This is a genomic window from Acinetobacter sp. DL27 (genome assembly GCF_055810995.1).
The window spans coordinates 156,603-170,710 of the sequence record NZ_CM147947.1 but is presented as its reverse complement, the minus strand read 5'-3'; the positions used below and the strand labels follow the sequence as shown (position 1 = coordinate 170,710).

General features: G+C 43.9%; 11 protein-coding genes and 1 riboswitch. Of the genes, 1 reads left to right on the top strand and 10 read right to left on the bottom strand.

Annotated elements, in window-relative coordinates:
• Positions 1-29: 29 nt before the first annotated feature.
• The 10 genes from recJ to AC0KVP_RS00695 form a co-directional block, all read right to left on the bottom strand.
• A complete protein-coding gene (gene recJ, locus AC0KVP_RS00740; protein ID WP_473338255.1) occupies positions 30-1,736 on the bottom strand; it encodes a single-stranded-DNA-specific exonuclease RecJ in 1,707 nt (568 codons plus the stop codon).
• Complete coding sequence (gene pdxH, locus AC0KVP_RS00735) at positions 1,737-2,393, bottom strand: pyridoxamine 5'-phosphate oxidase (RefSeq protein ID WP_473338253.1); 657 nt, start codon at positions 2,391-2,393, stop codon at positions 1,737-1,739.
• A 13-nt stretch (positions 2,394-2,406) separates the two neighbouring features.
• A complete protein-coding gene (glmM, locus tag AC0KVP_RS00730; protein ID WP_473338251.1) occupies positions 2,407-3,738 on the bottom strand; it encodes a phosphoglucosamine mutase in 1,332 nt (443 codons plus the stop codon).
• Positions 3,739-3,859: 121 nt separating this feature from the next.
• Entirely contained in the window at positions 3,860-5,326 is a 1,467-nt protein-coding gene (guaB, locus tag AC0KVP_RS00725; RefSeq protein WP_004691717.1) for an IMP dehydrogenase, read from the bottom strand.
• A 208-nt stretch (positions 5,327-5,534) separates the two neighbouring features.
• Positions 5,535-5,900: a YkgJ family cysteine cluster protein gene (locus AC0KVP_RS00720; protein ID WP_004978263.1), complete on the bottom strand. Its 366-nt coding sequence runs from the start codon at positions 5,898-5,900 to the stop codon at positions 5,535-5,537.
• Between the two features lie 94 nt (positions 5,901-5,994).
• The gene (locus AC0KVP_RS00715; RefSeq protein WP_419324244.1) at positions 5,995-6,792 is read right to left on the bottom strand and encodes an oxygen-binding di-iron domain-containing protein; all 798 of its coding nucleotides are present in this window, start codon (positions 6,790-6,792) and stop codon (positions 5,995-5,997) included.
• A gap of 182 nt (positions 6,793-6,974) precedes the next feature.
• Entirely contained in the window at positions 6,975-7,550 is a 576-nt protein-coding gene (locus AC0KVP_RS00710; RefSeq protein WP_004691720.1) for a TMEM165/GDT1 family protein, read from the bottom strand.
• A 75-nt stretch (positions 7,551-7,625) separates the two neighbouring features.
• A riboswitch (yybP-ykoY riboswitch) is annotated at positions 7,626-7,775 on the bottom strand.
• A 138-nt stretch (positions 7,776-7,913) separates the two neighbouring features.
• Positions 7,914-9,881 (bottom strand): 2-oxo acid dehydrogenase subunit E2, encoded by a 1,968-nt coding sequence (locus AC0KVP_RS00705; RefSeq protein WP_473338248.1) that lies wholly within the window; start codon positions 9,879-9,881, stop codon positions 7,914-7,916.
• Between the two features lie 2 nt (positions 9,882-9,883).
• A complete protein-coding gene (gene aceE / locus AC0KVP_RS00700) occupies positions 9,884-12,586 on the bottom strand; it encodes a pyruvate dehydrogenase (acetyl-transferring), homodimeric type (protein WP_005401509.1) in 2,703 nt (900 codons plus the stop codon).
• Between the two features lie 277 nt (positions 12,587-12,863).
• A complete protein-coding gene (locus AC0KVP_RS00695) occupies positions 12,864-13,547 on the bottom strand; it encodes a M23 family metallopeptidase (RefSeq protein ID WP_125280667.1) in 684 nt (227 codons plus the stop codon).
• A gap of 108 nt (positions 13,548-13,655) precedes the next feature.
• Here AC0KVP_RS00695 and AC0KVP_RS00690 point away from each other — a divergent pair, with 108 nt between their 5' ends.
• Complete coding sequence (locus AC0KVP_RS00690; RefSeq protein WP_058870506.1) at positions 13,656-14,096, top strand: hypothetical protein; 441 nt, start codon at positions 13,656-13,658, stop codon at positions 14,094-14,096.
• The last annotated feature ends 12 nt before the right edge of the window (positions 14,097-14,108 follow it).

Sequence of the window (14,108 nt, the reverse complement as noted above, 5' to 3'; positions counted from 1 at the left end):
TTAAAAAAACCGCTCTATAGAGCGGTTTTTTAGTGTTGCTCTAAATGCAAAATGCGAAGTTGTACGCTGACATTGCCACGAAATTCATTTTTATCCAGCTCATAGACCAAACGAATTTGATGGTTCATTTCATTGAACTGGTATTTGTCCACCGCATTAAAAGCAATCGCATCTACCACCTGTCCATTGTCTAAAGCAACACGTAATTTTAAATGCACTTCTTTCAGCCAGCGAAAATCTAAAATTTGAAAATTTCCTTCAAAAATAGGCGCTGGAAACTTTTGCCCCCATGGACTAATCTGCTGCAGCAGATCGACCGTTTCAACCTGAATATTCTGTGCAGCTAACTCGCCATCGGTCCATAAAGTCGCCGTAAATAAACGTTCATCCTGAGCTGCCATCAGTGCTTCAAAAGCCTGTTTAAACTCTTCAAAATGGCTTTTTTGAATGGTTAATCCTGCTGCTGCTGCATGACCACCAAAGTGGCTGACCAAATATGGATATTGCTCAGCAACACACTCAATGGCATCTCGAATATGAATCCCTTCTATCGAGCGCGCTGAACCTTTGATATGTATCCCGTCTTCATCTGCTGCAAACACAATACTTGGACGGTGAAACTGTTCTTTTAAGCGCCCCGCAACAATGCCTATCACCCCCTGATGCCAATGTGGCTCGAACATCAGTAAGGCCGCAGGTAAAGCCGTATCATCCAGTTGAATTTGATCCAAGGCTAGTAAGGCCTCTTGTTTCATCGTCGCTTCAACCTGACGACGTTCCACATTCAACTGATTCAGTTGTTCTGCCAATGGATAGGCAGAGGCAAAGTCCTGTGCTAATAGACATTCAATACCGATATCCATGGTTTCCATACGACCTGCCGCATTAATACGTGGCCCCAGTACAAACCCCAAATCTTGCGCTTTTAAACTTGCAGCTTCTCGACCTGCAATCTCCAGTAAAGCGCTAATGCCAGGACGACATAAATGTTGTTGAATGCGCTTCAGGCCAACATCGACCAAGATGCGATTGTTATAGTCAAGACTGGCAACATCGGCATAGGTGCCTAAGGCCACCAAATCCAAATACTGACTCATAACTGCCGAAGACTTATGCAGTTTTTTACGATAGGTCGATAAGTTGGCCAAGACATAAAAGGCCACGCCGACCCCAGCTAAGGCTTTACTTGGAAAATCACACCCCAACTGGTTCGGATTCACTACCGCTTGGGCACTGGGAGTCGGTTTAGTGGTCAAATGGTGATCGGTAATAATCACCTGCATGCCATGATCTTGCGCTTGTTTCACGCCGTCATGACTGGAAATACCATTATCCACTGTAATCAATAAATCAGGTGTAAAGGTGGTAAATGCTAAATCCGCAATCGCAGGCGTTAAGCCATAACCATATTTAAAGCGATCTGGAACCAGATACTCTACCTGCGCCCCCATTTCTCGCAAAGCCAAGATCATTAAAGCGGTGCTGGTTGCACCATCTGCATCATAATCACCCACAATGACGATTTTGTGTTGCTGATCAATTGCAGCATCCATCAACTGAATCGCTTCATTTAAGCCTTTCAGACTAGGGGCCAGTAAATGCTTGAGCTTTAACTCCAACTCCTGCGTTGACGCCACCCCACGGCGGGCTAAAATTTCTGCAATAAACGCAGGAACGTCCTGAAATAATTCAGGACGGGTCATAAAGGGTCTTTGCTTAATTTGAATGGCTGACATTTATGGCATCAAACGCTTCAACACCCAGACATCTTGCTGTTTTTCATAACTTAAACGGTCATGTAAACGGTTCGGACGCCCTTGCCAAAACTCATAGTAGTCCGGCTCAAGACGGTAGCCACCCCAAAAGAGGGGCTTATTCAGCTCTGATTTAGCTTCAACCTGGCTCTGCAATTGCTCAAAACGTTGTTGCAAGACTTCACGGCTTTCAATCACACCACTTTGTGGTGTACTGATATGTGCCGCAATTTGGCTATCTCGTGGACGCTTATGATAGTAGTCGGTCGATTCTGCTTCAGAAATTTTGACCACTTTACCGCCAATGCGAATCTGACGTTCCTGCTCTTGCCAATAGAACAGTAACTCTGCATATGGATTTTCTGCCAAATCATTGCCTTTTTGGCTGTCATAATTGGTATAAAAATCATACCCTGCTTCAGTTGCACCGCGTAGCAATACCGTTCGCACATGCGGACGACCCTGCGCACTCGCTGTCGCCAATGACATGGCATAGGGTTCGTGCAGTTGTGCTTCTAAAGCATGATTAAACCAAAGCAAGAACTGAGCATGTGGATTGGCCTCTACTCGATCTTCACGCAGCTCGCCTTTTTGGTAACTTAAACGAAGCTCGCTGAGATCTTTAATTAAATCACTCATTTTTCACTCCCGATTAAGCTGCATTCGCACGTACAGCATCAGCCAATGCATTTGCTAAACTGCTGACTTCATCGAGATCATCCCCTTCCACCATGACACGAATCACAGGCTCAGTGCCTGATTTACGAATCAACAAACGACCACGACCTTTGAGTTGTTGCTCTGCTTTCTCAAATTCAGCCGCCAAAGCAGGCACCGCATAAGGGTCAAACATCGCCTCTAAACGCACATTCACCAACACATTCGGTAGAAGCTTAAAGTCAGCAACCAATTCATGCAGCGCTTTCTTCTGTTCGACCATCACGGTAAGTACTTGTAGGGCCGCAATAATGGCGTCACCCGTGGTACTTTTATCCAAGGTTAAGATATGCCCTGATGGCTCACCGCCAATGACCCAGCCTTTTTCTTCTAGACCTTGTAGGACATAACGATCCCCCACTTTGGCACGTAATAACGCTACACCCGCTTTTTCCAAAGCCAGCTCTAAAGCCATGTTTGACATCAGGGTACCGACTATTCCAGCAGGCTTTTTAGCACTTTGTGTCGCCAAGATATATAGAATATGGTCGCCGTCAATCAAATTCCCAGCCTTATCGACTAACATGACACGGTCTGCATCCCCATCAAAAGCAATGCCCAAATCTGCACCATTTTCAACCACAGCTTGTTGCAAACTTTCAGGATGGGTTGAACCACAACCTTCGTTAATGTTTAAACCGTTGGGTTCATTATGAATAGCAATAACTTTAGCACCGAGCTCACGAAACACCGATGGCCCCACGCTATAGGCGGCACCATTGGCACAATCCATCACAATCGTTAAATCATTCAAGTCGTAATGATAGGGAAATGTAGATTTACAGAATTCAATATAACGACCTTGTGCATCATCCACACGGACACTTTTACCCAAGTTGGCAATATCATCAATGATGAGGTCTTTTTCTAATTCTTGGTTAATCTCTTCTTGTAACGCATCTGGAAGCTTCTTGCCTTCACTGGAAAAAAACTTGATTCCATTGTCAAAATAAGGATTATGTGATGCTGAAATCACAATGCCTAAACTTGCGTGTAAAGCACGAGTTAAATGGGCAATCGCAGGAGTCGGTAAAGGACCCAACAGATGCACGTAAACACCTGCAGCATTCAGACCTGACTGTAGTGCAGATTCTAAAATATAGCCCGATAAACGCGGATCTTTGCCCATCACTACAACAGGTTTTGATTTTTTACTGTGACGTTTTAAAACTTTCCCTGCGGCAAAGCCTAATTTAAGTGCAAATTCAGGGGTAATAGGGAGGACACCAAACTTGCCACGAATACCATCGGTACCAAAATAACTCATATTTTACTCACTTCTTAATGGTGATCTAAATCATCACTTTTTAATGCCACCACTTTACACCAAAACGAAAAAGCCGTCATAAAAATGACGGCTTTTACTTTGAACAATTGCTATAGCTGAATTAGCCAACGCGATAGTTCGGTGCTTCTTTGGTAATCGTCACGTCGTGAACATGTGACTCCGACATACCTGCCGAAGTAATTTTCACAAATTTCGCATTTTGACGAAGATCTTCAATCACAGATGAACCCGTATAACCCATAGAAGAACGTAAGCCGCCCATCATTTGGTGCACAATGTTGCCCATTGGCCCTTTGTATGGCACACGACCTTCAATCCCTTCAGGAACAAGTTTTTCAGCACCTGCTTTAGAGTCTTGGAAATAACGATCCGCAGAACCTGTTGCTCCTGCCATCGCGCCCAATGAACCCATACCACGATACGCTTTATAGTAACGACCTTGGAAGAATTCTACTTCACCTGGCGCTTCTTCAGTCCCAGCAAGGAGTGAACCGACCATAATCGTACTCGCACCCGCGCCAATCGCTTTCGCCATATCGCCAGAGAAACGAATACCACCATCTGCAATTAATGGAATTTGATCTTTTAGTGCATTGGCAACGCTATCAATCGCAGAAATTTGCGGCATACCAATACCCGCCACAATACGAGTGGTACAAATTGAACCTGGGCCGATACCGACTTTGACCGCATCTGCGCCTGCATCGAGAAGTGCCAATGCTGCATCACCAGTTGCAATGTTACCGCCAATCACTTGGACTTGTGGGTAATTCGCTTTCACCCAACGTACACGCTCGATCACACCCGCAGAGTGGCCATGCGCCGTATCCACGACAATCGCATCAACACCCGCTTCAACCAAAGCCTCTACACGGCTTGGTGTTTCTACACCTGTGCCGACTGCAGCACCCACGCGTAAGCGACCAAGGTCATCCTTACAGCTACTTGGATAGCTTTCCGCTTTACGGAAGTCAGTGACTGTAATTAAACCTTTGAGTTCGTTGTGTTCACCAACAACCAAAACTTTTTCAATGCGATGCTTTTGTAGCAAGGCTTGAATATTTTCTTTCGACTCACCTTCACGAACAGTCACAAGGCGGTCTTGACCAGTCATGATGTTGCTTACAGGTTGCTCAAGATTGGTTTCAAAGCGTGTATCACGACCTGTGACAATACCGACCACTTTGCCATCTTTCACAACAGGTACACCGCTGATGTTGTTGGCTTGAGTAATCGAGATCAATTCGCGCACTGTAGTTTCAGGTGTCACAGTAATTGGATCTTTAACCATTCCTGCTTCAAATTTTTTCACACGACGGACTTCTGCAGCTTGTGCAGCAATATCCATGTTCTTGTGCAAAATACCAATACCACCGTTTTGCGCCATCGCAATCGCCATACGTGATTCAGTCACCGTATCCATTGCTGCTGAAACAAGGGGGATATTTAAATTAATGCCGCGCGTGAATCGTGTCTTTAATGAGACATCTTTTGGGAGAACAGTAGAATAGGCAGGGAGTAATAGGACATCATCAAAAGTTAACGCGTCTTGAACGATGGTCAACATGGCAGTCTCACTGGTAATTTCCGTGCGCTATTATAAACAAATATGAACTTAAATTTCATTTCAATTGAAAATTTATTTTTTTATCTTAGAAAATAAAGTGATAAAACCCATATTTTATTTGATACCTTTATTTTTTATTTCTTGTTTTAAGATGAATTTGATTTACTTTCAAAAACTAAAAGCAGAGCCTTGACTCTGCTTTTACCGATTAACACACTTGATCAAAACCTTCATCGTTGACTGGAATGCTCGCTTCCAATTGCACAAATGGAATCATATTGTGCGCACGTCGCGCTTTGTTGCATTGATCATCCGCGATTTGAACTTCTTTACATGAAGAGCTACGCTGTTCATACATCCCACAACTGACGTGCTCACCAATGGTGCCTTGCAGTGCGATACAGCGTGGGCTAGCTTGATTGGTTCCAACCATACATGAATACACAGCCGTCACTGGCTCTGTGTAATGTTCAGGCATGGAGATACCTTCAGCCCAGTAAAATGAGACTCTAAAAAAGGCACAACATGCCCCGCAGCTTAAACAGGCATCTTCCGTTGGAACTTGAGACAACATCCTTTATATTCACATTTTCAAAAACTTTTTTTAGAAGAAAATATTAAAAAAATTGTGGTTGCCAAACAAGCAAAATTTACGACTATTTTTTCACTTAAGTTGGACAGGTAAAAACACTCTCATCCATCAAGTCGGTACCACACTCCAAAGTCTCAATCCAGTCTAAAAATTGATGAATCTGGTCGTGCCCAATAAACGGTGTCCCATGCTGCGGTACAATCATTTCGACATCCATGGTGCGGACCATATTGACCCATAAACGAATCACTTTGTTATTGCACATATAGCGCTGATGAAACCCTTTCATTTTAGGAATATGCGCAGCAAAGTTTTCCAAAGGTTTTGAGGCATCATCCACCATCGATGCTCCCATATCACCTGAAAATAGAATCTTGGCAATCGGGTCATAAAACTGAAAATTACCCACCGAATGCAGAAAATGCGCAGGCACAGCAATAATCGAAGACTGCCCCAACGTAATCACCTGACCGTGGTCAGGCAGCTCCACTAAACGATCCAGCCAGTTACCTTTCATCCGCTCACTCATAAAAGCTGAGTTCAAGTGGGGTAAAAAGCGTGCCCAAAGTTTAGATGCCACCACTTTCGCTTCGGTATAAACCAACCAACGCGGCATTGAGGTAATAATATCGGGGTCTTGGTGTGAGGCCATCACAAAATCAAGATTGGTCAAACGGGTATATTTATTCAACTCCATGGTCAGCGGCACATAGGTTAAATCACCACCTGGATCTAAGACCGCAGCTCGCTCATGGTCAATAATTAAAAACTGATTTGCCTGTACACCCTCGCCTTTGACCAAGCTGGTAAAGCTAATACACTTATGTGTGCCATCATCATATAAAACCTGTGACGTTGTGCGGTCAAATGCCATGCCCATCCCCTCAAAATGCTGTTTTTCTTAAAAGACTTTTTAATACCTACAACATATATGGATTTACACAAACTTACAATGCATTTGCGACCAATATCATTTGATATATCAATAAATTGAAGATCATTTTTCAATAAAAAATCCCGATTTTTTAAGTCGGGATTCTTATTTTTTACGGTAAATTAGAAGAAATAATGCTGTACAAGTGTTGCAACACCAATGACCAAGAAAATGGCCGCACCAATTTTATGAATTAAGGCAATTGGCAACTTGGTCGCCAACTTATCGCCAATAAAGACCGCTGGCGCATTGGCCAACATCATCCCTAAAGTCGTACCCAACATCACCCAAACTATACTGTCAAAACGTGCCGCTAAAGCCACGGTAGCAATTTGGGTTTTATCTCCAATTTCGGCCAAGAAGAACAACACAAACGTTGCGCCAAATACCCCAAGTTTCTGCCATTTCTTAATGCTGCCTGACTCATCATCCAACTGATCAGGGATCAACATCCAACCCGCCATAGCAATGAAACCAATAGAGAGAATCCAGATCAGCGCATCAGGGCTTAAAACTGTGGTGATCCATTGACCTAAAACAGCAGAGACGCCATGGTTAATAATGGTCGCCAGCAAAATAGCCAATAGAATTGGGACAGGTTTACGAAAACGAGCAGCAAGTAACAATGCAAGCAGTTGGGTCTTATCGCCCATTTCAGCTAAAGCCACGATGGCTGTGGAGAGGAGGAATTCATACATGATGTCTTTCTCTGGCTAGCATAACAAATACCAATGACTCACCGCTCCTGCTAGCCAAAAATCTGCAGAGTGGTAAATCAAAGGTCTTGCCAACAAAAGAAAGCTCTTTAGAAGCTCATTTGGTTCTTTGCTATGATGACCATGCTCGTTTTAGAGCAAATATGTTGATCATCACCTGTTCTTAGGAACAGCGGCTACTCCCCAATGAAGTAACACCATGTTAGGCGAAAATACGTTTTTTGGCAATCTATAAATACAAAAGACCCTGCCAAAGCAGGGTCTTTATTGAGGTATTTTTCAGTGCTTCTAGCTGCTATTTTTCTCTTTTGAGAAGAGAGAATAGCTGGGCTAAAAGCTAGATCATCAGATCAGCAAAGTACGGATGTCTTTCAACAACTTGGTCAGCTTATTGGTAAAGCGCGCTGCATCCGCCCCATTGATCACACGGTGATCATAAGACAGTGACAACGGCAACATCAGTTTCGGATCAAAACCTTGACCATTCCATACCGGCTGCATCGTCGCTGGAGAAATCCCCAAAATTGCGACTTGTGGCCAGTTCACCAATGGTGTAAATGCCGTACCACCAATTGCACCTAAGCTTGAAATCGTGAAGTTTGCACCTTGTAGATCTTTCGGCGAAAGCTTCTTATCACGTGCTTTCTGACCCAACACACCAAGCTCCACAGCAATGTCTTTAATCGATTTCTGGTCTGGATTACGGAGTACAGGAACGGTTAAACCATCTGGTGTTGCTACAGCAATGCCCATATGGATTTCGTTCCGCAAGAGTACAGACTTGCCATCATCAGCCAAGTGACCGGCAAAATCACGCTCTTCTTTCAGCAAATGCGCAACAGCTTTAATAATGAAAGCCATAATGGTCAAGCTAATGCCATCTTTCTTAAAATTACCTTTAAGATCATTACGCCAAGCTTCAAGTTCAGTAATATCCGCTAAATCAAACTGAGTCACTTGCGGGATATAGTTGTTTAAGGACAACTGCGGAATAGAGACTTGTTGCAGACGTGTCAGCACTTTCTCTTCTACACCACCAAACGCACTAAAGTCAGGCAGTTTCGGTAAGCCCGCAGCAGCAATAACCGTCGCAGCAGGTGCAGTTTGCGGTGCTGTTAAACGACCTTTCACATAAGCAAAAATGTCATCTTTCATTAAACGTGCATGCGGCCCAGAAGCTTTGACTTCTGCCAGCACCACGCCCAATTCACGCGCCAGTTTACGTACTGCAGGACCCGCGTAGACTTTAGCATTGGCTGCATTCTGCTCTTTGGTCAGCTTATCTGCACCTTGAGTTGCTGGTGCAGCCTGTACAGTAGATGTCAGCACTGGCGCAGTTGCAACTTGAGCCGCTGTAGGTTTCGCTGATGTCTGAGCAACAGCTTGAGCCACTGGTGCAGGGGCTTGACCTTCAGCTTCAATGGTCACCAAAGCCACACCTTCCGATACATTTTGTCCCAATGCAACATGAATGGCTTTAATCACACCCGCTGTTGTACTAGGCACTTCAACCGTTGCTTTGTCCGACTCAACCACGATGATACTTTGGTCTTTTTCAACCGTATCACCTACTGACACCAAGATTTCAGCAACAGCCGCTTTGTCCACACCCAAGTCAGGCACTGCAATTTCAACCGCACCTGCAGGCGCAGCAGCAACTTGTGGCGCCGCTTCAGCAGGCTGAGCTTTAGTGGCTTGAAGTGCTGTAACTTGCGCAGGTTCCGCAGTCACTGGTGCAACTGACGCTGCTGTTTTTACAGTCAGAATCACCACACCTTCTTTAACACTGTCACCAACTTGAATGCTAATCGATTCCACTGTGCCTGAAATCGTACTAGGGACTTCAACCGTCGCTTTGTCTGACTCAACCACAAGAATGCTTTGATCGACGTCAATTTGATCGCCAACCGACACCAAAATTTCACCAACAGTTGCTTTTTCCACACCAATATCTGGCACTTGCACATCAATCACTTGTGATGCTGTAGTCGCAGCGGGTGCAACCGTTTCAGCAACAGCAGCGGGTGCAGTCTTTTCTTCAGCTTGTACAACGTCAGCCTGTGCTTTTGCTGGCGCTTCAGTTTGTCCCTCGGCTTCCAGCTCAATCAGCGCTGCACCTTCGGCAACCAAGTCACCTAAGTTCACCAAAATACTCTTCACCACACCTGCTGAAGTGCTAGGCACTTCAACAGAGGCTTTGTCGGATTCCAGTAAAATAATGCTGTCATCTACACTAATGCGATCGCCGACTTTTACTAAAATTTCAGCGACGGTCGCCTTATCTACACCAATATCAGGAGTTGTAATTTGCATACTTATTTCTCCTCTTTGTAGTCAGCTACAGCGTGTACAGATGGCGTTGCTTGAGGAGCCCAAGCTACTGGACGGTCCGTATCTAATTCAAATGTAGAGATGGCATCTTTCACTAAGCGTGCATCCACTTCACCTTCATCAGCCAATTTCTTCAGTGTGGCAACAACAATGTGCGCTGCATCTACACCAAAGTAGCTACGTAATTTAGCGCGTGAATCTGAACGACCATAACCATCTGTACCCAATGCTACGAATGGACGGTTGTCTGGAAGATATGCACGAATTTGTTCGCTATAAGCACGCATATGATCTGTTGCAGAAACCACGATACCTTCTGTACCGCGCAGTTGCTCAGTCACCCAAGCCTCTTTCACATTCTCGCTCATTGGATGCAAGCGGTTATATTCTTCACATGCCATACCATCACGTGCAAGTTCATTGAAACTTGTTACGCTAAATACATTTGAATGGATTTGGTATTCATCACGTAAGATTTGTGCTGCTTTAATCACTTCACGAAGAATTACACCTGAGCCCATTAACTGAACAGTGGCTTTTTCATCTTTTTGAAGTAAGTACATACCACGTTTAATGCCTTCTTCAGCACCTTGTGGCATTTCAGGATGCTCGTAGTTTTCGTTCATTACCGTTAAGTAATAGAAAATACGCTCTTGGTTCACATACATGCGTTGTAAACCATCATGCACAATAACTGCTAATTCATAACCAAAGCATGGGTCATAAGACACACAGTTCGGAATCGTGTTCGCAAGAATATGTGAGTGACCATCTTGGTGTTGTAAGCCTTCGCCATTGAGCGTGGTACGGCCTGCTGTTGCACCCAACAAGAAACCTTGTGCTTGTGCATCACCTGCAGCCCATGCAATGTCGCCAATACGTTGGAAACCAAACATAGAGTAGTACATGTACATTGGAATCATTGGTAAGTTATTGGTTGAATAACTGGTTGCCAATGCTGCCCAAGCGCTCATTGCACCTGCTTCGTTAATGCCTTCTTGAAGCATATGACCATCTTTTGCTTCACGGTAATGCATCAACTGTTCTTGGTCTTCAGGCGTGTAATGCTGACCATTGGCTGCATAAATACCTAACTGACGGAACATACCTTCTAGACCAAAAGTACGTGCTTCATCTGGAACAATAGGAACAACACGGTCTTTAATTGCTTTTTCTTTTAACAATGCAGCGATTAAACGAACCATTACCATGGTGGTTGATTGTTCTTTGCCTTGTGAGCCTTTTAATACTGCATCAAAGACAGAAAGTTCTGGAATAGCCAACTGTTCACTTTCTTTACGACGTGCAGGTAAGTAACCACCTAGTGCTTCACGACGTGCCTTCATATATTTCAATTCAGGCGAGTTTTCGCTTGGACGATAGAAAGGCACTTCTTCTAATTGCTCATCGTTAAATGGCAAATTGAAGCGATCACGTACATATTTTAAAGATTCGATTTGCATCTTTTTGATTTGATGCGTTTTGTTTACTGCTTCAATTTCATCAGACAAGCCATAACCTTTAACAGTTTTCGCTAAGATTACAGTTGGTTGACCTTTGGCTGTACATGCTTCTGCATAGGCTGCAAAAACTTTGTACGGATCATGACCACCACGGTTCAGGTTATCAATATCTTCATCGCTTAAGTCTTTAATCAACTCAGCCGCTTCTGGGTATTTACCAAAGAATTTTTCGCGTGCATATGCACCGCCCTTCACTTGTAAGCGTTGGTATTCGCCATCCAGTGTTTCTTCCATAACCGACTTTAAAGCACCAGTTTTGTCTTTTGCAAGTAGTGGGTCCCAATGACGGCCCCAAACCACTTTAATGACACGCCAGCCCGCACCACGGAATAAAGATTCTAATTCTTGAATAATTTTACCGTTACCACGTACTGGGCCATCTAGACGCTGTAAGTTACAGTTTACAACCCAAATGAGATTGTCTAATTTTTCACGACCCGCAAGTGAAATTGCACCTGTGCTTTCTGGCTCATCCATCTCGCCATCGCCAAGGTATGCCCAAACTTTGCGATTTTCTTCTTTAATCAAACCACGGTTCATCAAATATTTTTGAATATGCGCTTGGTAAATCGACATGATTGGGCCAAGACCCATCGATACCGTTGGGAACTGCCAATAATCAGGCATTAAGTATGGATGCGGATAAGAAGGTAAGCCAACACCGTCCACTTCGCGACGGAAATTGTTTAGATGCTCTTCAGTCAAACGACCTTCAAGGAATGAACGCGCATAAATACCTGGCGCACAGTGACCTTGATAATAAATCATGTCCCCGCCAAAGTTGTCGTTATTGGCACGGAAAAAGTGGTTAAAACCGACATCATATAAAGTTGCTGAAGATGCGAAACTTGCCAAGTGACCACCTAAGTCATCACCCGTTTTATTGGCACGGAGTACCATCGCTAGCGCATTCCAACGAATCAACGCACGGATACGACGCTCCATGTCTTGATCGCCTGGCATTGCAGGTTCTTCAGCCACTGAAATTGTATTTAAATAAGGCGTATTTAATCGCTGAATAGGGACATGTTTAGCGATTGCTTGTTGATACAGTTTTTCCAGTAGAAAAGCTGCACGCTCAGTCCCCATGTGTTGTAAAACGGAGTCAAACGCATCTTGCCACTCTTGCGTTTCTTGCGCGTCAGTATCACCATAAAACGCCATAATTCACCTATTTCGATATCCTAATCTTATACGCTAATATGTATCATACTTTCGTCCTATAAGAGTATCGCTACAGCTGAATATGGCTGAGCCATACTATTTAGCAACTAAATAGTCATTGACCATTCGTTACCCAAGATAACAAAAAACCGCCAATTTAGGCGGTTTTTTATACATTTAATGCTACTTTTTGATGCTAACTTAGATTTCGTCAGAGCTGTATTCCTTTTTCAAGCATCAGACCAACGGTAAGTTCGGATCATCGATCAAATCGGATTTAAGGCAACATTGCTAGATAAGTCGATGGGTTTTTGCGTTGACCATCTTTAACTACTTCATAATGTAAATGTGGGCCTGTACAACGACCTGTACAACCGACATTGGCAATATGTTCACCCGCATCTACACGGTCGCCAACACGAGCGATTAAACGTGATGCATGGGCATAGCGCGTGATGTAACCATTGCCATGGTTAATTTCAACATATTGACCATAACCCGTACCCCAACCAGACTTGGTCACAATCCCTGGACCTGTCGCATAAATCGGTGTACCGCTTGGCGCAGCAAGATCTAGACCTGAGTGGCGCTCAGCACGACCATTCATTGTGCGGCCGCCGTAACTTGAGCTCACACGTGCGCTTGGAAGTGGGTGTGTCACTAACCACGAATATGGATTATTTGAAAAACTTTTTGCAGAGGATTCCGAACCGTATTTTTTCGCCAGTGAAGCGTTGTTGAGTTCAACCGTTTTCTCACGTAATTTCACGGACATTTTCGTTTCGGCAGGGATATCAATATCATTAGATTCGGTATAAGCACCTTCCGATAAAGTGCGTGTCAATTGCTCAATTCGATCCGAAGATGCATTATTTGTATTGAGTTCTACCAAATCAGCGAAGGCTACTGAAGCAGCCGATGCCGCAAAAGAAAAAGCCAACAAAATACGTCGCATATGCATAAAAAACCTCTTAAAACTGTTCTTACGAATGTTTCTTGCGTGATCTCGTCCTTGATATCTACCGAAAGAAGCGCATAAGATTAAGACATTAACATGAAGGAAATATGTATGTCCGAACCAGTGAATCTCTTTCAACAAACCAGAAAACACATAAAAACAGGAAACTTAACGTTTCTCTCAAAGCAAGTGACTGCATGGCAGAAACTTACAAAACTGATTCAACCTATCCTACCGCAACCAGAGCAGTGGCAGGTTGTTTGTTATCAATATGGTATTTTGACGATTACCGGCGAAAATCAAGCGATGATTAGTCAACTTGGTTACCTTCAAAAACAATATATTGCACAACTGTCGGAACTTGATGAGTTTAAAGACCTACAAAAACTCCAAGTTCGTTTGAGAATCCCCTCTCAAACACCCGCAAAGATACAATCTATTTCAAGATCGCTAAGCACAGAAACTCAAGACTTAATTCGAGGTGCTGCTGACTTTGTGAGCGACCCTAAGCTTAGCCAAGCAATGCGCCGTTTGGCAAGCAAAAAAAAGTAACCTCGTCTCGAC